The organism is Corynebacterium minutissimum (genome assembly GCF_000805675.1).
GTDB classification, from domain to species: Bacteria; Actinomycetota; Actinomycetes; order Mycobacteriales; family Mycobacteriaceae; genus Corynebacterium; species Corynebacterium minutissimum.
In genome coordinates this window covers 23126-45631 of the sequence record NZ_JSEF01000008.1, presented here as the reverse complement: position 1 = coordinate 45631, position 22506 = coordinate 23126, and the positions used below count along the sequence as shown (strand labels likewise).

Annotated in this window: 21 protein-coding genes; 6 read left to right on the top strand and 15 right to left on the bottom strand. The window is 60.4% G+C overall.

Annotation, left to right across the window (positions count from 1 at the left end; genetic code table 11):
* Window positions 1–6: 6 nt before the first annotated feature.
* The gene (locus tag NX84_RS05280; protein ID WP_039674578.1) at window positions 7–1872 is read right to left on the bottom strand and encodes an ABC-F family ATP-binding cassette domain-containing protein; all 1866 of its coding nucleotides are present in this window, start codon (window positions 1870–1872) and stop codon (window positions 7–9) included.
* Between the two features lie 91 nt (window positions 1873–1963).
* Between NX84_RS05280 and NX84_RS05275 the strand changes: the two genes are divergently transcribed.
* Window positions 1964–3256, top strand: a complete 1293-nt coding sequence (locus tag NX84_RS05275) for a hypothetical protein (RefSeq protein ID WP_039674576.1) — start codon at window positions 1964–1966, stop codon at window positions 3254–3256.
* A gap of 32 nt (window positions 3257–3288) precedes the next feature.
* Here NX84_RS05275 and NX84_RS05270 read toward each other — a convergent pair whose 3' ends face one another.
* The 4 genes from NX84_RS05270 to NX84_RS05255 all read right to left on the bottom strand — a co-directional run bounded on the left by NX84_RS05270 (window position 3289) and on the right by NX84_RS05255 (window position 7325).
* Complete coding sequence (locus NX84_RS05270; RefSeq protein WP_039674574.1) at window positions 3289–4227, bottom strand: 4-(cytidine 5'-diphospho)-2-C-methyl-D-erythritol kinase; 939 nt, start codon at window positions 4225–4227, stop codon at window positions 3289–3291.
* The gene (gene rsmA, locus NX84_RS05265) at window positions 4224–5066 is read right to left on the bottom strand and encodes a 16S rRNA (adenine(1518)-N(6)/adenine(1519)-N(6))-dimethyltransferase RsmA (protein WP_039674572.1); all 843 of its coding nucleotides are present in this window, start codon (window positions 5064–5066) and stop codon (window positions 4224–4226) included. The genes NX84_RS05270 and rsmA overlap by 4 nt, the downstream gene beginning before the upstream one ends.
* Window positions 5067–5099: 33 nt before the next feature.
* Window positions 5100–6248 (bottom strand): resuscitation-promoting factor, encoded by a 1149-nt coding sequence (locus NX84_RS05260; RefSeq protein WP_039674571.1) that lies wholly within the window; start codon window positions 6246–6248, stop codon window positions 5100–5102.
* Between the two features lie 252 nt (window positions 6249–6500).
* Window positions 6501–7325, bottom strand: a complete 825-nt coding sequence (locus tag NX84_RS05255) for a TatD family hydrolase (RefSeq protein ID WP_039674569.1) — start codon at window positions 7323–7325, stop codon at window positions 6501–6503.
* 24 nt (window positions 7326–7349) lie between these two features.
* Here NX84_RS05255 and NX84_RS05250 point away from each other — a divergent pair, with 24 nt between their 5' ends.
* Both NX84_RS05250 and NX84_RS05245 read left to right on the top strand, forming a co-directional pair.
* Complete coding sequence (locus NX84_RS05250) at window positions 7350–7844, top strand: GNAT family N-acetyltransferase (protein WP_082013917.1); 495 nt, start codon at window positions 7350–7352, stop codon at window positions 7842–7844.
* Window positions 7845–7855: 11 nt separating this feature from the next.
* Window positions 7856–8359 (top strand): GNAT family N-acetyltransferase, encoded by a 504-nt coding sequence (locus NX84_RS05245; RefSeq protein ID WP_039674567.1) that lies wholly within the window; start codon window positions 7856–7858, stop codon window positions 8357–8359.
* On the opposite strand, the gene NX84_RS05240 is transcribed toward NX84_RS05245, so the two are convergent.
* The 5 genes from NX84_RS05240 to rsmI form a co-directional block, all read right to left on the bottom strand.
* Window positions 8356–8661, bottom strand: coding sequence for a HigA family addiction module antitoxin (locus tag NX84_RS05240; protein ID WP_039674565.1), 306 nt, complete (start codon window positions 8659–8661; stop codon window positions 8356–8358). The two genes, NX84_RS05245 and NX84_RS05240, sit on opposite strands and share 4 nt — an antisense overlap.
* Before the next feature lie 91 nt (window positions 8662–8752).
* Entirely contained in the window at window positions 8753–9946 is a 1194-nt protein-coding gene (locus NX84_RS05235; RefSeq protein WP_039674563.1) for an MFS transporter, read from the bottom strand.
* A gap of 5 nt (window positions 9947–9951) precedes the next feature.
* Entirely contained in the window at window positions 9952–11784 is a 1833-nt protein-coding gene (gene metG / locus NX84_RS05230; RefSeq protein WP_039674561.1) for a methionine--tRNA ligase, read from the bottom strand.
* Between the two features lie 107 nt (window positions 11785–11891).
* Window positions 11892–13739, bottom strand: coding sequence for a BCCT family transporter (locus tag NX84_RS05225; protein WP_039674559.1), 1848 nt, complete (start codon window positions 13737–13739; stop codon window positions 11892–11894).
* 292 nt (window positions 13740–14031) lie between these two features.
* Window positions 14032–14883, bottom strand: coding sequence for a 16S rRNA (cytidine(1402)-2'-O)-methyltransferase (rsmI, locus tag NX84_RS05220; RefSeq protein WP_039674557.1), 852 nt, complete (start codon window positions 14881–14883; stop codon window positions 14032–14034).
* A gap of 44 nt (window positions 14884–14927) precedes the next feature.
* On the opposite strand from rsmI, the gene NX84_RS05215 reads away from it, so the two are divergent.
* Entirely contained in the window at window positions 14928–16526 is a 1599-nt protein-coding gene (locus tag NX84_RS05215; RefSeq protein WP_370664351.1) for a dolichyl-phosphate-mannose--protein mannosyltransferase, read from the top strand.
* 4 nt (window positions 16527–16530) lie between these two features.
* Here NX84_RS05215 and NX84_RS05210 read toward each other — a convergent pair whose 3' ends face one another.
* Both NX84_RS05210 and NX84_RS05205 read right to left on the bottom strand, forming a co-directional pair.
* Entirely contained in the window at window positions 16531–17220 is a 690-nt protein-coding gene (locus tag NX84_RS05210) for a zf-HC2 domain-containing protein (RefSeq protein WP_039674553.1), read from the bottom strand.
* Window positions 17207–17620 (bottom strand): DoxX family protein, encoded by a 414-nt coding sequence (locus NX84_RS05205; protein ID WP_039674551.1) that lies wholly within the window; start codon window positions 17618–17620, stop codon window positions 17207–17209. Before NX84_RS05205 ends, NX84_RS05210 begins: the two co-directional genes overlap by 14 nt.
* A gap of 52 nt (window positions 17621–17672) precedes the next feature.
* On the opposite strand from NX84_RS05205, the gene NX84_RS05200 reads away from it, so the two are divergent.
* Both NX84_RS05200 and NX84_RS05195 read left to right on the top strand, forming a co-directional pair.
* Window positions 17673–18224: a methylated-DNA--[protein]-cysteine S-methyltransferase gene (locus tag NX84_RS05200; protein WP_052319678.1), complete on the top strand. Its 552-nt coding sequence runs from the start codon at window positions 17673–17675 to the stop codon at window positions 18222–18224.
* Window positions 18225–18248: 24 nt separating this feature from the next.
* Window positions 18249–18887 (top strand): DNA-3-methyladenine glycosylase I, encoded by a 639-nt coding sequence (locus tag NX84_RS05195; protein ID WP_231913695.1) that lies wholly within the window; start codon window positions 18249–18251, stop codon window positions 18885–18887.
* An 81-nt stretch (window positions 18888–18968) separates the two neighbouring features.
* On the opposite strand, the gene sepX is transcribed toward NX84_RS05195, so the two are convergent.
* The 3 genes from sepX to glp form a co-directional block, all read right to left on the bottom strand.
* The gene (gene sepX / locus NX84_RS05190; protein WP_039674549.1) at window positions 18969–20330 is read right to left on the bottom strand and encodes a divisome protein SepX/GlpR; all 1362 of its coding nucleotides are present in this window, start codon (window positions 20328–20330) and stop codon (window positions 18969–18971) included.
* A gap of 142 nt (window positions 20331–20472) precedes the next feature.
* Entirely contained in the window at window positions 20473–21183 is a 711-nt protein-coding gene (locus NX84_RS05185) for a GNAT family N-acetyltransferase (protein WP_039674547.1), read from the bottom strand.
* A gap of 4 nt (window positions 21184–21187) precedes the next feature.
* The gene (gene glp, locus NX84_RS05180) at window positions 21188–22480 is read right to left on the bottom strand and encodes a molybdotransferase-like divisome protein Glp (RefSeq protein ID WP_039674545.1); all 1293 of its coding nucleotides are present in this window, start codon (window positions 22478–22480) and stop codon (window positions 21188–21190) included.
* Window positions 22481–22506 lie beyond the last annotated feature (26 nt).

The window sequence follows — 22506 nt, the reverse complement described above, 5'->3', positions numbered from 1 at the left end:
TTCTCCCTAGCCTTCGAGCTGCTCCCCTAGCTCGAGCCATTCCATTTCCAGTTCTTCGCGCTCGGCGGCTACAGCCTTGAGCTCAGAATCCAGTCGGGAGAGCTCTGCGGAATCGCCGTCGCCGGAGGCCATCTTCTCGGCCGCATCGGCCATCTTCTCGTTGAGCTGTGAAGTCTTCTCATCGAGCTTGGCCATTTTGCGCTCCAGCGCGTTCATCTTCTTGGTAAGCTCGCGTTCCTCTTGAGAACTCAAGCGCTTGACTGGCGCTGCGTTCTCAGACGCGGTCGCATCAGTCGAGGTACCACCTGTGTCCGAGCCAGCAGTCGAGGACTTCTCGCCAAGGTCAATAACCCCGCGTGAAGCAGCCGCCTCCATCTGCTGGCGGCGGCGCAGGTACTCCTCGATTCCGCCCGGCAGGTTGGTGAGCTTGCCATCCCCAAACAAGGCATAGGTGTTATCCGCAATGCGCTCAATGAGGTAGCGGTCGTGCGAAATGACCACCATGGTGCCCGGCCAGGAATCCAGGAGGGACTCCAGTTCCTGGAGGGTGTCGATATCGAGGTCGTTCGTGGGCTCGTCGAGAAGCAGCACGTTAGGTTCTGCCATGAGAACACGAGTCAGTTGCAGTCGGCGGCGTTCACCACCAGAGAGATCGCCTACCGGAGTGCGCTGACGCTTGGCCGAAAAGCCTAGACGCTCAGCCAACTGCGAGGCAGACAGCTCCTTCTTGCCCAACTGGACATAGGTGGCGACGTCCTCGACGGCGTCGAGAAGCCTGCGCTCCGGATCCAAATCATCAAGCTCCTGGCGCAACCACCCCAGGCGCACGGTCTTGCCCTCAATGCGTTTGCCGGCTGCCAATTCCACCTCGCCGGCGAGGGCGCGCAGCAGCGTGGTCTTTCCTGAACCGTTGACGCCGACGAGGCCAATGCGCTCGCCTGGAGCCAGCCTCCACGTGAGGTGGTCTACCAGCGTGCGGCCATCCGGCGTGGTGATCTGTGCATCCTCGAGCTCAATAACGACTCGACCTTGGCGCTGCTTGGAAAAAGCCATGAGCTCAACCTTGTCGCGCGGTGCTGGGACGTCCGCAATAATCGCCTCGGCGGCCTCAATGCGGTAGCGCGGCTTGGACGTGCGGGCCGGTGCACCGCGGCGCAACCACGCCAGTTCCTTGCGGGCCAAGTTCTGGCGGCGTTGCTCGATAGCATCGGCCTGGCGGGCACGCTCAGCGCGGGCAAAGGTCCAGTCGTTGTAGCCGCCTTCATAAGCATCAACAACACCGTCGTGAACTTCCCAGGTCGTGGTAGCCACGGTGTCGAGGAACCAACGGTCGTGCGTCACGACGATAACCGCCAGTTTGCGGGACAACAGATGATTGGCCAGCCACTGCACACCTTCCACATCCAAGTGGTTGGTGGGCTCATCGAGCACCACGGCGTCGAGATCCTGCACGAGCGCTGCGGCCAGGTTTACGCGGCGGCGCTCACCACCAGATAGTGAGCCCACCTTCGTGTCGAGTCCGAGGTCAACAATGCCCAGACCACCCAAGACATCGCGCACTTTGGCGTTGGAGGCCCACTCGAAAGTCTCCAAACCTAGCGGTTCGATAATGACTTGGGAGATGGTGAGAGACTCGTCGACCTCAAAACGCTGCGTCACCACGGCCATACGCAAGTCCGAGTTGTGGGATACGCGGCCCGAGTCCGGCGGCTCGATGCCGGTGAGGACCTCCAGCAGTGTGGTCTTGCCGCCACCGTTAACACCGACGATGCCAATCCGGTCGCCGGTTTGGACACCGAGGGAGACCCCGTTGAGAAGGGTCTTGAGACCGAAAGACTTGGTTACGTTTTCGAGGTTGATGAGGTTCGCCATAACGAGGATCTATCTTAGTGCCTCGCCACGGTTACCCCCGCACCCAGAATCTTATTGCTAGTGATTTTCACTTGCAATACTGTCGTTCTGTATGAAGAACCACACTCTCGCCCTGTGCGCTGCACTATCCGCAGCGGCCATCGCCATCACGTCTTGCTCCGCCCCTGATAACGACAGCACTCCCCCAAGCAGTACTGAACCCTCTGCTGCTGATTCTGCAGACTCAGCCCACAGCCACGATGGATTCGAGTCCGCTGAGGGCGAGACCGAGGTAGCGCAGCTGCCCACACGTATTGTGCTCTCCCACAAAGATGGTCTCACCACTATTGACGGCGAAACCGGCGAAGTCATTGGCACCGAGGACATGAAGGCCTTTCTACGCCTCAGTGATGCCGGCGATAACCGCCATGTCATGGTGACCAAGGGCGATAGCTTCCTCACCTTCGACACCGGGCGCATCACCAAGCCGCATGGCGACCACAAGCACTATTACACGGCGGAGCCGAAGCTTGGCGACGTTTCCGTGGACGCACCTCATGCTGGGCACGTGGTGCATCATGACGGCTTGACCGCGCTCTTTTCCGATGGTGACGGCGTGGCGACAATCTACAAGACGGATGACATCGGCAATGCGGACGCCGAGCCAGTCAACACCGTTGAGACCGGCGCAGCTCATCACGGAGTGGCCGTGCCGCTCAAGGACGGCTCGGTGGTCATCACCAAGGGCACTGAAGACGAGCGCCACACCATTCAGCACGTAGACAAGTCCGGCAAAGTCCTGGCAGAAACTACCGAATGCCCCGGCGTACACGGCGAAGCAGCCGCCGGAAACGGCACGCTTTTCTTCGGATGTGAAGACGGACCGGTGGTCTTCGACGGCAGTGACTTCCACAAAGTGGATGTTTCTGCCTATGCCGGCAAGGACGGCTATCAACGCTCAGGCAACTCTGCTGGCTCCGAGGAGTCCAACGTCATCTTGGCAGACAACAAGACGGATAAGGACGCCGAATTCGAGCGCCCGACCTCGGTCACGCTCATTAATACTGAGGATTACTCCGCCCAGAAAGTCGAGCTCGGGGAATCCTATTGGTTCCGCTCCTTGGCCCGCGGCCCACTTGGGGAGGCACTGGTTCTCACCACCGACGGCAAGCTCAACCTTATTGACCCTGAATCCGGCGAGGTGACGAAAAAGATCGACGCTATTGCCCCGTGGAAGGAAAATGAGGAATGGCAGCTGCCAGGACCTATCTTGAAGGCGGCCAATGGCTATGCCTACATCACAGACGCAGCTAAAGAGGAGCTCGTCATCGTCGATCTGCTCGGAGACAAGGAACCACAGCGCATTCCACTGGAGATGAAACCGGTGGAAATGGCGGTTCTGTAGCTCCTGCCCTCCATACGCCTTTAGCTAAATACTTAGACCAGCGTGGCGCCGCTAGCTGGGCCCGTTGTCACCAGGCCGCGGGTGCCGCGGTTATCAGCACAGACTTGAGCCACGACCTCAGCTGCTGTCTCCTCATCTTCACAGAGGAAAGCACAGGTCGGGCCAGAGCCGGAAACAATCCCCTTCAAAGCACCGGCGGCTTCGCCGGTCTCAAGGATTTTGCGCAGGTCTGGCCGCAAGGACAGCGCGGCCGGCTGGAGGTCATTGTGCATGACTGCGGCAAGTTCACGTGGGTTGCCGCTAATGAGGGCTTGGCCAACCGCTTCGGTATCGAGGTGCGGGGAGCTTCCGCGGCCAGCTGCACGAAGCTCATCGAGTTTGTGGAAGACCGTCGGGGTGGACAGCCCCTCAGCATTAGTGATGATGGCCCAGATATAGCGACCGCGCGACAACATTGAGGTCAGTAATTCACCACGACCCCGGCCCAAGGCAGTGCCCCCCAGGAGCGTGAAGGGAACATCGGACCCCAGTTCCGCTGCGAGCTCAAAGAGCTTCTCCTCAGCCACAGGTTCCCGGGAGAATTCGGTGCTTAAAGCATGGTTAGCTAGAAGCAAGGCTGCGGCGGCATCGGCCGAACCACCAGCCATGCCACCCGCCGCAGGGATGTTTTTCTCCATCGTCAGGATGCCCGTCGCTGGGAGCATGAGGCGTTGGGCGACCAGCTCCACAGCACGCCAAGCCAGGTTATCTGTCGTGGCGGGCACGCCTTTCGCGTGGCGGCCGGTGACCTCCACCGTGGTGTCTTCTGACCAGCGATAGCTGACGACATCATGGACGTCGAGAGCCTGAAAAACCGTGGCGAGCTCGTGGAATCCATCCTCGCGGGCTTCACCGACGCCAAGATGCAGATTGACTTTGGCGTGTGCGCGAGCCTGCCACAGCTGTGAGGACGGCGCGAGTGGCTGGGTCATGATGCGCCTGCCAATCGGACAAAGTCCTCGACACCGAGTTTCTCACCGCGCAGGCGCGGATCGATGCCGGCTGCATGCAGTGCTTCTTCGGCAGCCGCGGCGGAGCCATAGTGGCCAGCAAGTGCCGCGCGCAGAGTCTTGCGGCGTTGGGCAAAGGCAGCGTCGACAAGCGCGAAAAGCTGCGGACGCAGTGCCTCATCATAGGGACGCGTGCAGTCAATGCGCACGAGACCGGACTCGATCTTAGGAGCGGGCCAGAAGACGTTTTTGCCAATTGTGCCGGCCTGACGCACGGGACCATAGAAAGCAGCTTTGACACTCGGCACGCCGTAGACCTTGCTTCCAGGCGCGGCCGCGAGGCGCTCGGCCACTTCCAGCTGGACCATGACGAGGACACGGCGGATTGAGGGGTACAGCTCCAACAGGTGTAGCAGTACCGGAACGGCCACGTTATAGGGAAGGTTGGCCACGAGCGCTGTGGGCTCTCCCAACTCGCCCTTTTCCACGGTCAAGGCGTCTTTTTCCACCAAGGTGAGGCGGTTTGCCTGCTCCGGTGCACGCTGGGCCACGGTATCCGGCAGCTTCGCTGCCAAGCGCGGGTCAATTTCCACTGCGGTGACGTGTTCGACCTCGCCCAGCAGTCCCAGCGTCAACGAGCCGAGGCCCGGGCCAACCTCCACTACGCGGTCCTCAGCGGAGAGGTCCGCGGCGGCAACGATGCGCCGAATGGTGTTGGGGTCATGGAGGAAGTTCTGGCCCAGCTTCTTCGTCGGGGTGACGTCGAGCTCAGCAGCGAGCTCGCGGATCTCCACCGGGCCCAGCAGGTGGGGTTGTGTCATGTTTTCCAGACTAATACGCGGCGCGCCGCAGTTTTAGCGCAGGCCAAGCTTTGCGGTGCAGGCAGGCCATGCGCCCCAGCCCTGAGCGGCCTGGACCTTCTGCGCCACTGCAATCTGTTGCTCACGGGTTGCCTGCCATGCCTGCGGTGCGTACTCGTTGCCGCCGAAGGCAGCCCACGTGGACGGGGTGAACTGCAGGCCGCCGGAGAAACCGTTACCGGTGTTGATAGACCAGTTACCGGTAGCCTCACACTGCGCAAGAGCATCCCAGACGGAACCTTCAGCTACGGCAGGGGCAGTGGACTTCGGCTTGGTACCGCGGGCAATACGTGCGGCTACGGGCTCGGTGTGGACGTCTTCCTTGATGACGTCGTTGGATTCTTCCTTACCGTTAACCTTGACGATCTTGCGGGTCACGGTGCGCGAGCCTGGAGTTCCCTCTTCGCGGACCTCTTCGGAGCCTTCCTCAAGCTCCGGATCATCAAAGTAGTCAGCCGGAGCATCGAAGTCTTCAGTCTTCTCTTCCTCGGAGACCTCAACGCGGTCCACGGTAATACTCATACCAGCGGTGACCGGGGTATCCAGAGCGGGGCTTACGCGGTCATCCTTATCCACGGTGATGCCGCGAGCTTCGAGGGCATCCTCGACGGTCTTTGCGGCGATGCTGGCGTAGGAGACCGAGCCGGCATCGGAAACCTTCACAATCTTCGGGGAGACTACCTCGATGTTCATACCTTCGGTCACCACCTCATCATCCTCAACGGTCTTCGACCCGGAGGTTACCGCAGCGCCAGGCACGATGCCGTCGAGGCCACCCAGCAGATCAGAAATGGTGAGGTCGGTGGAGGACAGCTGCGTTTCCACGCCGTCGATGGTCACAGCAACCGGCTTGGCGGTGCGGACAGTGATGGAGTCACCATCAGCAAGCTCCTCAGACAACGCTGGGTAGACAAGGTCATCGCCCGCCACGTCGACGCCCGCGGCCTCCAAAGCGCTGTTGACGCCACCAGCAAAGGTGGCCAGGGTAGTCGTCTCACCATTGATGTCGAGGGTGACATCCTTCTGTGCACCAACGGCAACGACACCGCCGACAGCCAGGGTGCCAAGGACACCGCCGGTAGCCATACGCAACGGCAGGGAGCGGGAGTTGTTAATACGCTTGATCTGCTTCTTCGGGGACATAAACCTCTACTCGTCTCTGCAGTATTTCGTGCCAGGCATCCGCCCGGCAGCTGATTCTGCGCGACAGAATGCGCGCCCCGGCAAGATCAATGCCGGGCTAACTTTGGATAACGATACGGTAACAGCGCGTAACGATCGAGAAGTCCTCCCGCGCCGCAGCCACTAGCAACACACTCGTCACAAGAAACACGCCCGCCACCCCTGAGCTGCAGGTTTTCAAAGAGTGAAGATCGTCACAATTTGGGCGGGTAACTACACTCCAAAGACGCTCGCGAAGGTTTCCTTCACTTCAGCCGCCAACTCTTCCACGGCCTGACCACGCGCCTCAGCAATGCAGGTATAAGTGTGGCCAATAAGCGACGGCTCATTGCGCGCACCGCGGAAAGGCTCCGGAGTCATGTACGGAGCATCGGTCTCAATCAACAACTGTCCGGCCGGCGCAAGGGCCGCAGCTTGGCGCATCTCTTCATTGCGCTTAAAAGTCACGTTGCCGGCAAAGGACAACACATAGCCGCGCTCAAGAGCTTCCTTGGCCACCTCCAGCGGTGAGGAGAAACAGTGCAGCATCACCTTCGGCGCCTCTGCACACTCCCCTAGTACTCGCATGAGATCCTCATCGGCCTCACGGTTGTGGATCATGAGCGTCTTTCCTACCTTCGCCGCCAACGCGGCGTGCCAGCGCAGGGCTTCCTCTTGGACGTCAAGCGGCGCAGTGCGCTCCGGCTCGTGGTGAATCCAGTAGGTGTCCAGCCCCGTTTCACCAATGGCCACGCAGCGCGGGTCCGCCGCCATCTCACTCAGGCGAGCACGGGCGGCCTCATCTAGTTCCTGCGCCTTCGTCGGGTGAATCGCGCACGCGGCATACACGTTGTCGAACTCGTGCGCTGCGGCCAGCGCCTTCTCCGCCTCAGCCAATCCATCGCCTACGGAGACGATGCGCTCAACTCCAGCGGCATGAGCGCGGGCGACAAGGTCAGCGTCGGCGTCGCGGCAGGAGGCGAGGTGCGTGTGGGCGTCGATAAGCTGGCTCAAACCTTCGGCGGGCACGGGCGTGGGGCGTGGCTTCTTCTTAGACATGGCTGCGAGTGTAGTCTTGCGCGCATGATTATCCGTGAAGCGACGGACGCCGACGTCCCCGCAATGACCGCCACACTGAATTGGGCTATTCAGGAAACCCTCTTCATTTTCCGTAGCGAGCCCGCCACGGTGGAAGAACGCACCGAGTACCTGCACCGGTTGCGCCGCGAGAACTGCCCTTGTTTTGTGGCTTTCGATGATGACGGAGCCTATCTGGGTTGGGCGCTCTACCGCCCTTACCGCGATCCGAAGGTGTGGCTAGGGTGCTATGAGACCACGATTTATGTGGATCCCGCGGCCCACGGAAAAGGGGTGGGAACACGCCTGCTCGAGGCAGTTGTCCAGCATGCCCGCAAGGTTGAACAGGTTCATACGCTGCTGGCGCTTATCGTGGCGGACAACATCGCATCCATCAAGTTGCATGAGAAGTTCGGTTTTGCCACTGTAGGAACTCTAAAAGAAGTCAGCCGCAAAGCTGGGCAGTGGTTAGACCTTGCCCACTTGCAACTCATGGTTTAAGGATTACCCGTATGCACGTTCGTCCCGCAGTGCTTGACGACGCCCCCTCCATCGCCACCATCTACAACGCCGCTTCCGCCGCAACGCCGGCGGCCAACCTGGTGACCTGGCAGGAATCCGTCGAGGACCGTAAGCAGTGGCTGGCACAGATGGAAAAAGACGACTACCCCGTTTTCGTCGCCGTGGACGACGACGAAATCGTCGGCTGGGCCGCGTACTTCCAGTTCGTTACTCCCGCCATCTATTACGGCACTGCGGAGGACTCCGTCTACATTGCTGAATCCGCACGCGGCAAAGGGGTGGGCAGTGAGCTCATGGCCACGCTCATGGATCATGCGCAGGACAACGACTACGTCCAGACCATGATCACCTACATCGTGGATACCAACGAGGCGTCCATTGCCCTGCACAAGAAGTTCGGCTTCGTGGAAACCGGCCGCATGCCCAACATCCACACTAAGGACGGCGTGCGCCTCGGCCTCGTACACCTGCAGCTCGACTTCGACCGTTCCTAGTGCGGTGCCGCCAGCGGCGTGATGGCTTCCAATTCCGAACGAAATTTCTGCTCCGCCGTGTCTAAGTCGTAATGGTTCTGTATTCCCATCCAAAACTCAGGACTCATCCCGAAAAATCGGGCCAGCCGGAGAGCCATATCGGCATCTACGTCCGATCTCCCCTCAAGGATCTCGTCGACACGACGCTGCGCAACGCCAAGAGACTGTGCGAGCGAGTGATGGCTTAGCCCCAGTTCCTTAAGAAACTCCTCTTTCAGGATTTCTCCCGGATGCACTGGGGGAATTAGATCGGCGCTTTCCATCTTCAGTCTCCTTTAGTCTCTGTAGCAGCCCCCATAGCTTTCATCGTCTCTTTAAGAATACAGAGTGCATCGCGGCGAGGTGGCGCGCCGTCTAGGACACGAGCTCGTCGTCAATATAGACCCGCGCGGTCGCGCGCAGGCCTGCTACCAGCATGCATAGTGACAGGACCATGAGGCCGAGCAGCACGGCAGTCCAGTTGCCGGTGGCGCCGCGCACGACGCCAACAAGCAACGGCACGAGCCCCGCGAGGATGTAGCCGCCGGGCTGAACGAAGCCGGACAGACGTGCAGTGGTCAGCGCGCTACGCGTACGGGCGGTGAGTAGAGCCAGTGCCAAGGGGAAGCACATGCCGCCGATTCCCATGAGGGATGCCCAGACCAGCGGGGCGACGTCGGCAGCCAGCAGCACACCGGCCCATCCTGCACACGTACACAGGGCAAGCACCACGGGCACAGGTGCTAACCGGTCCAGCCGCGAAATGAGCCACGGCATGATCACGCCGCCAGCGATATTGAACACACCGATAATGGCTAAGGCCACGCTCGCGGTGTTCTCCCCCACACCTGTGTCCACGAGCATGCGCGGCAACCAGCCCATCTGGACATAGGCCATGGTGGATTGCAGGCCAAAGAAGAAGAGCATAGCCACGGCAGTGGGCGAGGTGTACATGGGGCGCGGGGTATCAGCGTCATCGACTGCGCCTTGTGCAACATCGCGACCAGCGCGCGGCAGCACCACACCCCACACGATGAGCTGAGCGACCGCCGGCAAAAACCACACCCACAGAGCTCCTTGCCAGGTCTTCTGGGTCACCGCCGACAGCGGCCCCAACGCGCTGGAGACGCCCAACATCGTGGTGTAGGTCGTCATGAGCGCTACCAGCGTGCGGCCAGAGCCGTGCTGTTTAATCCACGCGGGAAGCAGGACATTCGCCAACGCAATACCCGCCACCACGCACAAGGTCAGCGCGACGAACAGCGGGAAGCTGCCTACCCACGGGCGCAGCGCCAACCCCACAACGAGCGAGAGCGTTCCGGCCGCCAAAGTCCGGCTTAACCCCACGCGGCGCGCAATGGGAACGGCGGCAAGGCCCATCACAGCAAAGCACAATCCAGGCAGCGCGGTAAGAAGTCCCGCGGCGCCGGAACTAATACCAAAGTAGTCCTGGATTTGCCCTAAAACCGGCGCCACTGACGCAATGCCGGATCGCAAATTCACCGCCGTGAGGCACACGACGGTGAAGAGCAAGGCAGGCGCAAGACTGCGCCGGAACGCCTGGCCCACGAGAACTATTTCTGGACTGGGGCCCACTCCGGGCCAGTCTCACCGAGCTCAGGATCCAGTTTGGCCACGAGAGGCTTCGGCTTCTGCAGCGCCGTACCAGGAGTGACGTCGATGCGCTGCCACACTGCCTGCTGGCCCGTGTAGTCACCCGTGATGATCGGGTACGGGTGATTCTCCGGTGGGAGATTCACGCCGACGAGCTCAACCGGAATATCGTCAACGACGTCCTCAACACGTGGCTGCGCGGCCCACTCGCCCTCACGGCCTAGGGTCTCGTGCACCTTCTGCGCAGTAAACGGCAGGAACGGTGTGAGCATGACGTTGCAGTCACACACTACCTGCAGTGCCGTCCACAGGACGGTGGCCAGACGCTCGCGCTGGGTCTCATCCTTGGCCAGCTTCCACGGCTCCATGGCGGCAACGTAGGCATTGGCCTCACCTACAACGTGCATGATGGCGGTCATGGCCTGCTTGAACTTGGACTGCTCAAGGAATTCCGCGGCGGTGGCGAAGGTCTCCTCAGACAGCGCCAAAATATCCTTATCGGCCTGTTCCAAAGCGGCCGGTGCCGGTACTTCGCCAAAGTTCTTGAACGCCATGGACACAGTGCGGTTGACCAGGTTGCCCCAGCCATTCGCCAGCTCATTGTTGATACGGCGGACGAACTCATCCCAGGTGAAGTCGGTGTCATTGTTTTCAGGTCCAGCCACCGCAATGAAATAGCGCAGGGCATCCGGGCCAAACTCTTTAAGGAAGTCCTTGACGTAGATGACCACGCCCTTGGAGGAGGAGAACTTGGAGCCCGACATAGTCAGGTACTCCGAGGACACGATCTCCGTGGGCAGATTCAGCTCACCATAGGTGTGCTCCTCCCCACCCTTGGAGCCCTTGCCGGCGTAGCCCAACAGCTCAGCCGGCCAAATCTGGGAGTGGAAAGTGATGTTGTCTTTGCCTTGGAAGTAGTAGTGGCGAGCCTCCGGGTTCTGCCAGTACTGCTTCCAGGCATCCGGGTTGCCGGTACGGTAGGCCCACTCAATGGAGGAGGACAAGTAACCGATGACGGCATCGAACCACACGTAGAGCTTCTTCGCGCCGTTGTCTTGCCATCCCTCAACCGGAATCGGAATACCCCAGTCGATATCGCGGGTCATGGTACGCGGGCGCATATCCTCCAGCAGGTTGAGGGAGAACTTCAGTACGTTCGGGCGCCAATCCTCACGGGTCTTGAGCCACTTTTCAAGCGCGTCCTTAACGGAGGGAAGGTCGAGCAGAAAGTGCTCGGTCTCAATGAAATCCGGTGTTTCGCCGTTAATCTTGGACACTGGGTTGATGAGGTCCACCGGATCCAGCTGGTTGCCGCACTCATCGCACTGGTCACCGCGGGCGCCATCGGCGCCACAAATAGGACAGGTGCCTTCAATGTAGCGGTCCGGCAAGGTACGGCCCGTGGAAGGTGAAATGGCACCCTTGGTGGTTTCCTTAATCATGTAGCCGTTCTCATACAGTCCCTTGAACAGCTCCTGCACTACCGCGTAGTGGTTGCGCGTGGTGGTGCGGGTAAAAAGGTCATAAGACAGGCCGAGCCCAGCCAAGTCGGTAACAATCTGACGGTTGTAGCGGTCCGCCAGCTCGCGGACGGTCACGCCTTCCTTATCGGCTTGAACAAGCAGCGGGGTTCCGTGCTCATCCGTACCGGAGACCATGAGAACATCATTGCCGCGCATTCGTTGGAAGCGGGCAAACACATCTGATGGAACGCCGAAGCCCGCCACGTGTCCGATGTGGCGGGGTCCGTTGGCGTAAGGCCAAGCAACATTAACGACAACTGTCTCAGTCATGCCCTCTACTCTATCGAACACCCCCTCACCGTACGTGCAGTGAGGGGGGTGTAAAAGAGCGCGCAGTAAGGCGCTTGACGGGCAATTCTTCGCCAGCGCTTTAAGCGTTAGTGCTTCTGCTTGTGCTGGCGGCGGCGCTCCTTGAAGGCCTGTTCGCGCTGGAACTCGCGGTGCAGACGACGCTCACGGGCCAGTTTGCGCTGGAAGGCCTGGGATTCGCGGTACTCCTTGTAGATGACGTCGTTGCTCAGGTCCTTGTAGATAGCAAACATGAGACCGACGACGATGAAGAGGAAGGGCAGCGCTGCCACGATGGTGACATTCTGCAGGTTGGACAGGGAATCCTCGCTAGAGAGCAGCAGGGTCAGGCCAACCGCAGCGGTGAGCACGCCCCAGACGGCGGATAGCCACGGCTTAGCGGTGGTGGCACCAGACTGGGACATGGAGCCCATGACGGTGGACGCGGAGTCTGCCGACGTAATGAAGAACGTAGCCAGCAGGATTGCGGCGACAATGCCGGCGATGAAGCCACCAGGCAGGTTCTGCAGAAGGTTAAACAATTCCTGCTCTGCGGAGTCACCAGAGATGGAGTTGCCATTCTGCTCCATGTGGATGGCGGTGCCGCCGAAGATGGCGAACCACACGGTGGATACACCAGCCGGAACGAGAAGCACGCCGATGCAGAACTCGCGCACGGAGCGGCCGCGGGAAATGCGGGCCAAGAACATACCAACGAACGGAGACCAAGAGACCCACCATGCCCAGTAGAAGATGGTCCACGTGGATAGCCACTCACCAGCAGTACCGTTGTTGGACTCGGCGGTACGGGCGATCATCTCGGTGAAGTTGGCCAAGTAGTTACCAATAGAGCCAGGGATCTGGTTGAGAATCGTCACCGTGGGTCCCAGGATGAACACGAAGATGGCCAGCAGGGCAGCCAAGACCATGTTGGCGTTGGACAGGTACTGAATACCCTTGCCCACACCGGACATCGCGGACAGGATGAAGGCTAGAGTCAGCACGAGCACGATGCCAATGACCACGCCCTGGGAAGGATTCTCAATGAGACCGGATGCCTCAAGGCCCGCCTGGATCTGGGTAGCACCGAGGCCCAGGGAGCAGGCGGTACCGAAGACGGTGGCGAAGATGGCCAGGATGTCAATGATCTTGCCCACGGCACCGTCAGCATTGCGCTGACCGATGAGCGGCACAAAGGTCTGGCTCAGCAGCTGCTTGCGGCCGATGCGGAACGTCGAGTACGCAATGGCCAGACCAACGATGGCGTAGACCGCCCACGGGTGTAGCGTCCAGTGGAACATGGCAGTGGCCATGGAGGTACCAACTTCATGTTCACCGTGGCCGGGAACGCCGTTCTTGAAGTAGTTGAGTGGCTCGGACGCACCATAGAACATCAGACCAATGCCCATACCAGCGGCGAACATCATGGCGATCCACGACACCGTGGTGAACTCAGGTTCTTCGTTGATTTTGCCCAAGCGGATGGTGCCGAACTTCGAGAGCGCAATGAAGAGCACGAAGACGACGAAGATGGTGCCGAAGAGCACGTAGGCCCAGCCAAAGTTGTTGACCACGAAGCTCAACGCGTTGCTGGCGAAGGTACCGAAGTTATCCGGCGCGGCCAGTCCCCATGCCACGATGGCAGCGACGAGGATGCCAGCGAAGCTGACGATGGTCCAATCGATCGGCGAGTCAATACCGCCGGGGCCAAAGTCCTCCTCCGCCGTGTCCTTCTCTTCTGCCGGAACCGTGTGGGCGTCTGGGTTGAAGGACTTGTTGGTGAGCATGTCCTGGAGCTGGCTCGTAGCGGAGGCAGCCTCGAGGCGCTCGTCAACGGTATGGTAGTCATCCACCGCGCTCGGGGAGCTAGCTCCGCTCGGGACGGCCGACGACACCTCCGTGTCCTTTAGTTTGTCTGCATTGGTCGAGTCTGTCATAGCTTCAGACCTTGGTGTTATCCCACCAACTAGTCAACCTGCGAACTACGTTAAAATGCACTGTAGACCGCAGATATGCCTGGAATGGGCGCCATGGCCTGCGCTTTCCGACGCCTCCCCAATCACCATTCCAGGCCATCATCCACCTACGACTGTGCAGCTGGCTGCGGATTTTAGGCCAACACACAGGGCGAACACAGGCGAGAACTATAACGAAGCAATAACAATTAGTGTAAAAGAGACTGTGCTCACCTCCATGCGTCAATGCTGGACAAGCCCACATTCACGGCGGCTACTCTTCGCGAGCAGCAAGGTAGGCGTCATACACCTCGCGGTTTGACCACTCGGTACCGGCGGCCGCCTGCTTGCATGCATCCTTGGCGCGTACACCGCGGTCGACCTCGGTGCGGACCTGCGCTACGAGTTCGTCCAGCGAGGCCGGTTCGGCCGTGCCGCCTTCGATAACCACGGTGATTTCGCCCCGCGCATTCTCTTCGGCCCACTCCGCGAGCTCGCCCAAGGTGCCACGCTTAACCTCTTCGTAGGTCTTCGTCAGCTCGCGGCAGACGGCAGCGCGGCGTTCGGCGCCGAGGATTAAGGAGGCGTCGGCAAGCGTCTGCGCCAGGCGGTGTGGAGACTCAAAGAAGGCAATGGCGCGGCGCTCACCGACCAAAGACTCCAGCCACGCCTTGCGGGGTCCGGGCTTGCGCGGAGGGAAGGCATCGAAAAGGAAGTGCCCGACACCCAGGCCTGAGAGCGCCAAGGCAGTAGGTACTGCCGAAGGTCCGGGGAAGCAGGTGACCGGAACACCCGCCTCCACTGCAGCATCCACAATGGAGTGGCCAGGGTCGGACACGAGCGGCATGCCGGCGTCTGAGACGACGAGGACCGTGCCCGTGCGAGCAGCGTCCACGAGCATGCGGGAGCGTTCCGCCTCGTTATGGTCAAAATTGGAGACCACCTTGCCACGAATCTCCGCCCCTAAGGCAGCGGCCAGATTGCGTACGCGGCGGGTATCTTCCGCGGCGATAACATCGGCGTGGCCTAGAGCCTGGATGAGGCGTGCGGACGCATCACCAGGATTGCCCAGGGGTGTCGCGGCGAGAATGACACCGCGCGGCAAAGGTTCAAGCTGAAGACTCATACTCCCCAGCATGGCACACGCACGCTAAACTCTTCCGAGTGAGTATCGCAGAGTCCATCGCCCGACCCGTCCGACAGGACCGCACGGCTGGGTCCGGTCGCCACACGCGCCCAGCACCGCCCGTACCTCGTCCCTACGTGTGGACCCGTTCGGACACCATCAGTACGGCCATTATCGCCGTGCTGGCGTTCATCACGCGTTTCGCGGGCCTTACCAGCCCTGTGTCTGAAGGAACACCGGTCTTCGATGAGAAGCACTACGTTCCTCAAGCCTGGGACATGGTCACCAGCTGGCGCAACCTCTTTTTGGGCGGCATCGAATCCAATCCTGGATACGGCCTTGTGGTGCACCCGCCGCTAGCCAAGCAAATTGTGGCTCTCTCCGAATCAGTCTTTGGCTATACACCGCTGGGCTGGCGTTGTATGACCGCTCTCTTTGGCGTCGGTACCGTGCTGCTCACCATGGCACTGGCTCGTCGTCTTTCTGGTTCCTGGCAGGTAGGTTTCCTGGCGGGTCTCCTAGCAGTTTGTGATGGTGTGCTGCTGGTGTCCTCAAAGTTCGGCATGCTCGATATCTTCCAGGTCTTCTTCGTCGTCGCTGCCGCATGGGCGCTAGCGCGCGACCACCAGCAGATGCGTGAGCGTCTGCACACCGCCTTTATCAACGGAACAATGGGAACGTCCGACTTCGGCCCACGTTTTGGTTTCCGCTGGTGGCGCTTCACCGCCGGTGTTTTCTTGGGCCTTACCCTGTCGGTGAAGTGGTCTGGCCTGTACTACATCATGTTCTTCGGGCTCATGAGCGTCTTCTCCGACCTGGCCCTGCGCCGCCTCTACGGCGTTCGCCGCTACGTCGTCGGCACCTTGATTCGCGATACGCCGGCGGCGCTAGCTTCGCTTGTTGCTGTGCCTGTGGCGCTCTACGTATGGTCATGGCGTGCGTGGTTCGCTGATGAAACTGCTGTTTACCGCCATGCCAAGGTGGACGGCACCATCGAAGAGGGGTCCTGGCTCCTCCACCTCCCCGAGCCTCTTGCCGGCTGGTTCTACTACCACACCTCTGTGCTGGAGTTTCACGCCTCGCTGACGTCGTCCGGTGGCCACAGCCACCCGTGGGACTCCAAGCCGTGGGCCTGGTTGGTGGCAGCACGCCCTATTCTCTATTACTCCTCCACCGACCTCACCTGCCGGGGTGGTGGCGAGTGCCGCAAGATGCTGTTCCTCTTCGGTACTCCCGCCATTTGGTGGCTGGTTATCCCCGCTGTGCTGTGGGGCCTGTGGTCGCTCCTCGTGCGCCGCAACCGATCTTTCCTCATCCCACTCGTGGGTGCGGCCGCTGGTTTCTTGCCGTGGCTCATGGTGTTTGACCGTCAGATGTACTTCTTCTACGCCACAGCCTTCATCCCCTTTGTCATCGTGCTTATCGCCCTTGCTTTGGGCCAGATGATTGGTCGTGGACGCGAACTCACGTGGCCGTGGATCACGTCGCTCTTCGGCTCCGCGGTTCCCCTGGGCACCTTCCTCACAGTGTGTTACGCCGCGCTGGTGGTAGCCATGTTCGCGTACTTCTCCCCTATCCTCTACGGATTCATAATTCCGGAGTCCTGGTATCAGTCGATGATGTGGCTGCCGTCGTGGACCTAGTCCCCTAGCGGGGGCTCGCAGTGAGCGTGCGGTACACATCCCGCAACACAAACCCGCGGTCTGCGGCCCACGCCCAACCCAGTCCGGCAGCAGCCAGGCCAGTAGCGACGAGAATGTAGATCTGGCCAGCGCCCACGGTGCCCAAGGCGATGTCGCGCATGGTGAATCCAAAGAGGAAGGCGAACATGGTGCAGGCCACCGGCAACAGGCCAGGCGCCGATGCCGGACGCCATGCGGCAAAACCTAAACCACTAGCCAGGCCGAAACGCAGAGCGGCTGCTTCCATAAGCAGGCGGGCGCGCTCTGGGTCCGCGCCTTCCGGTAGGGTTCCCTCTGTGCCAGTGGTGGTCAGGCCGGAAGCACTCACCACAACCACGACGGCCCATACGAGGAATACGGCGGACAGGGCACCAAGGCTTACCCGCGCCAGCGTTAGTGACGCCTGACGAGCACTGGAGGCGCGCTGCCATTCTGGTTCCACACCGGCGAGGATGACCTCGGATAAATCTCGGGGTGGCGCCCCTGCCGGTTCCACTTGACTCAATGAGCGCGACAACGCGGCGGCCTTATCCCGGAATGCGGCACACTCCGCGCACCCAGAAACATGCGCATCGATGACATCTGGTGAAAGCTGGGGAACTTCACCATCCAGCTGTGCGGAGATAGCCGCCTGCACTTGCTCATGCGTCAGCACGGCTTAACACTCCATCTACGCTGGCGCGGCCGGAACCGAACACGACGATCATAAGCAGGGACACGATGAGGACCAGCGGATACTCGATGCCGCCATCCGCACTAAAGAGTCCATTGCCCAAGTGCACAAAATACAGGGCACAGGCCATCAGAAGGGCCAATGCACCTGCAACGAACGTGGTGAGTAGCCCCACGACAAGGGCCGCTCCACCAATCATTTCCGCGATGCTGGCCAAGTAGGCCGACAGCTGCGGTTGCGGAATGCCCAGTGCAGAGAATTGTCCGGTGGTTTCATCCATGCCGGTAAAGAACATTTTGTCCACGCCGTGTGCCACAAAGATGATTCCCAGCACTGCGCGGAGTATGAGCAGTGCGGCATCACGAACGGCGGGTCGATTCATGCTTCATAGACTACCCTGGATGCCCACTGACCCACGAAAGGACTCCCACACCATGCGCACTTGGCTCACTGTGGATTCACCGGTTGGCCCGCTTACCCTCGTCGCGAGCGCTCAGGGTTTGTCCCACGTGTATTTTTCTTCCGAGGAACCGGTCCTCAACACGGCCACGAAAGCCACTCATGCCACGGATTCTGCGCTTGCCCACAACGATCAGTGTGAGGACACAGCGTTGACGGTGTTGAACGACGCCTCCCGGCAACTCGCCGAGTACTTCGCCGGGAACCGAAAGAGTTTTGAGCTGCTTCTCGACGTCCCTACTCCCCCACTCACCTTCCGCAGCCGCGCCCAGCATGCGCTAAGAAGCATTCCCTATGGCACGCGCTGGACGTATGCCCAGCTAGCCCAGGCAACGGGAAGCGAAGGTGCGGTACGGGCAGCGGGTAGTGCCTGCGCCACCAACCCGCTGCCCATTGTGGTTCCCTGTCACCGCGTGGTACGCGCGGACGGCCACATTGGCGCTTATCGTGGAGGCCCAGACATTAAGCGCTTCCTCTTGGAGCTTGAAGAACGCTTCATTCGAGAGCACACCGGCGGGAACCTTTGAAAGGTTTGCCCAGTCTAAGAAGATATGACTGTTACAGAGATGACACCACCCACACCTGAGATGACGAACGATACGGGACTTGTTTATGACGAAGAGGGCCGCGGCCGCCCTGCATGGGCAGTGGCCTCACCGCTCCTCAAGCACTATTACGACACGGAATGGGGCATGCCCATTCACGAAGAATCGGCGTTGCTGGAGCGCCTATGTCTCGAGGGCTTTCAAGCTGGATTGAGCTGGGAGCTCGTGTTGCGCAAGCGCGAGGCTTTTCGCGAAGCTTTTGTTGGATTTGATGCGGATTTACTCGCCAGCTTTGGGGACGAGGAAGTTGAACGTCTCCTGGACAATGAGCGCATTATCCGCAACCGGCTGAAGATTACCTCTGTGCTCACCAACGCCAAGGCCACGGTGGCCTTGCGCGAGGAAGGCGGGCTCGATGAGTTTATATGGAGCTTCCTCCCAGAGGAGACCATCGCACCTGAGCGGGAGGAAGATATCCCCAAATACACGCAGGAAGCTCAAGACATGTCCAAGGCTCTCAAGAAAGCCGGCTTCAAATTTGTCGGCCCTGTGATCTGCTTTTCTCTTATGGAGGCCATCGGGATGGTCGATGCCCACCTCATGGGCTCGCACCGCCGAGGCACCTCTGGAATCTGGCCGGCTTAACTAGGGCCCGCCGCATAGGTGCCCGAGTCACCTGAGGCACCAGACGGGATAGAGGATTAAGAGCCGGCTAGTCCTTAGGAGTTAACCTACGCGGCGCGCAGCGAGGTCATCACGACGTTGACGTGGTGAGCTGTGGGGTCCGTCAAAACCGCCATCGCTATCGTCCTCGTCATAGACCGGCAGGTAGTCGAAATCGGGGCTTTCATCGTCGATTTCCAAGACGAGTGCGCCCGGTCGGCGAAGGTTCGGCGGCAGGGACTCAGCGGGGTTGTCCGCGTTCCGCACGCCAAGGCGTGCGCGGCGCAAGTGGTAAACACGGCGACGCAGCAGCTCCTGCTCGCGGCGCACCTGGGAGCGCAAGGCCACCAAGTAGATAATGGTGATCGCACCAGTAATGCCGGCGAACCACCACGTCCATCCACCTACCACAATGCCGAGGCACACAGTGGCTACCACGGCGATGGCCAAGCCAATGAGCGTGCGCTGACGGCGCTGATAACGAGTTGCCGAGGCTTCCTTCTCCTTGACAGGATCCCAGCCGCCGCGGCCGAGTCGGCGTTGCGCGAAAGCAAGCTCTTCCGCGGAGAGTTCAGTATCGGAGTCATTAGCCGCCTGCTCGTCAGCGTCCGAGTCCGCCGCGATGGTTTCGCTCACGGGTAGGGCAACGCCAGACTCGTCGGCGTCCGATTCCCCGGCCTCCACAGCGCTGTCAGAATCGGCTGCTGCGTTGATGCCGTCGGCCTCGTCTGCAGCGTCCTCCCCATCGATAGCTCCTGGGTACAGAAGGTCTACCGGTGAGGTGTAGGTTTCATCGTGCTCATACGCATCCTCAGCCACGGATGCATTAGCTGGAACCGTGAAGACCTCAGCCTCAGAAGCATCAACGCGATCAGCGTCGTCCTCGGCGCCCTCTGCGTCTTCTATACGCTCTTCATCCACGATGACATCGTCGTCATCGTCCTCATCTCCATCATCGGCTTTCGTGTCAGCCTGCGCAGCGTTAGCAGGCACCGCCTGAGCGTTCTCCGCAACATCCACGCCAGCAGTGCTGTCGATGTCGTCCACAGACTCTGTGTCAGACTCAGAGGCTGCTTCGACAACTTCGCCGTCGATAGTCGCGGCAACAGCATCAGCATCATTCGACTCCCCGTGAGAAGAATCCGCGGAGCGGGAATGATCCGCAGCGGGATCATCCGCAACCACCAGCTCGTAATCAGCGTCTGCGTCGTCGGCCGCACTGTAGCTGCTCGGGCGCACATCGTCCTTGCTGAGTCGGGGCTTGCGGCGCCCAGGTACCGAACCGGAGTCACCCTCAAAAAGCACACGGGTCTCTTCAAATGCCTCACCAGTGTGGCTCATGGGGCGCTGGGAGCGCAGCAGCCAGGGCGCGAGGATGAAAAGCCACACCACAATGACGAGGATGATAGGCACAGTGGTCATCATGAGGAAGGGTCCCACTTTCCAGGGTCGACGAAAAGGGAGTACAACTAGGCCCCCACTCTAGCCTCCTATGGGCTCACTTCGGGCATTGTCGACCGCAAAATTACAAGGTTGTGACTTATGTGAAAGCAGAGGTAGTTAAGCTTTAGACAACTCGGCCGACTGCCTGTAGGCGTTCCACTGCGCTGGACGCAAAGTCCTCCCGGTTAAGCGCCAAGAAGTGATGATCACGCCACGCTCCATCGATATGGAGATTGCGGCGCAGGAAACCTTCATCCCGAAAGCCATTATTGTGCAGCACTTTGCCAGAGGCAGGATTTTCTGGAAGGTACGTCGCGGTGACGCGGTGCAAGCCAACGCGGTAAAAGGCATGATCCACCCCCAGTGCACAGGCAGCGGTCGCGATGCCGGCGCGGTGCACGCCCGAGTGGACCCAATAACCAATCCAACATTCACTCACCCCGCCGTGCTGAATATTGCCTAAGGTCAGCTGACCACGAAACTGCCCTTCAACCTCAATGACGAGGGGAACGACTGTTCCTGAACGCGCCGATTCACGCAAGAACATCAAATGGTTCCACCAAGCGGACTGAGAATGCGCGGAAACCCAATCGGTCGGAAGCGTAGGTTCAACGGGCTTGAGAAAATCACAGTCCTCGATCCGTTGCTGGCGCCAGGCGCTTCCGTCACTGCGCAGCAGTGGGCGCAGCCGAACGTTCAGCCCCTGCGGGAAAGCCGAGGTACCCCGCACTTTTAGCGAAGGTGTGGCCTCCGGCCAGCCGGGGTGGTCAGGATTGACCGCACCGCTGGCAGGGCTCGACAGCCGCCCAGCGGCGGTTCCAAAAGGATCGAGCATGGCCTTAGCTGCGTTGGGTTAAGAACATGACGTCAACGACATCGCCAGGGCGAATCTCCGTCACGTCCTCGGGAATACGAATCATGGCGTTGGCCTCGGACAAGCCGGCAAGCAAGTGAGCCGGTGCACCCGAGGCGCCGCCAAGACCTTCCACTAGGTAGTCGGACGTTTCTGCATCGCGCATGAGGCGTGCACGAATAAACCCACGACGGCCTGGGCGGGATTCCACATGGTTAAGTACGCGTGCTCGTACCACGCGGCGCTGACCAGAGCGTTTGCCCAGTGACAGCTTGATGAGTGGGCGAACAAAGACCTCAAAGATGACGAGAGTCGAAACCGGGTTCGATGGTAACAGGAAGGTCGGAATGCGCTCTTCACCCAAGAGCCCAAAGCCCTGAACTGAGCCTGGGTGCATTGCCACGCGTGAGGTATCGACATCACCAAGCTCATCAAGGACCTCACGGATCTCCTCCGCGCCGGCGCCACCCACGGATCCTGAAATCACCAGGACTTCGCTGCGCGCCAAATACGTCTCTAGGGCTTCGCGCACGCGGCGCGGTTCGCCTGCCGCGATACCCACGCGCTGCACGTCAGCACCTGCCTCCTTCGCGGCCGCGGCCAAGGAATAGGAGTTGACGTCAAAGACCTGTCCAAGGCCAGGTTCGCGATCAATGTCAACAAGTTCTTTACCGTAGGACACGATGGTCACGCGCGGGCGCGGATAGGCCAGAACCTTGGATCGTCCCACTGCGGCGAGCAATCCAATCTGTGCTGGTCCCAGGATGGTTCCGGAAGACACAGCGACATCACCCGGCTGGATATCATCGCCCACACGGCGCACGAAATCACCCGAACGCACTGGTCGGTGCGAGGTGACGCGCTTGCGTCCGCGATCAGACCATTCGAGTGGAAGAACGGCGTCAGCGAGCGTCGGCAACGGTGCACCCGTATAGACACGAACCGCCTGCTTGGGCTGCAAGCGTAGCGGCTGGCGAGAACCTGCAGGCACCTCACCAACGACCGGAAGGGAGCGCTCGATTTCCGGCTCCGCGGCAGCACCATCGGTGTCCTCTTCGGACTGCCGCGAGCGGGCCTTGAGCGCCCTTTCGCCACCAACGTCGACAGCCCGGACCGCGTAGCCATCAATCGCGGCCTGCGGAAATCCCGGCAATGGCTGGTTGGCCTGCACCTCCTCGGCACACTTGAGGCCCAGAGCATTCGCGATAGCGATGCGCACCGGTTCCGGGGTCACCGCTGCATCAAGAATGAATGCCATCTGGTCATCGACCGAACGCATAAACCGCCTACCTTTGCTGTGGGCTC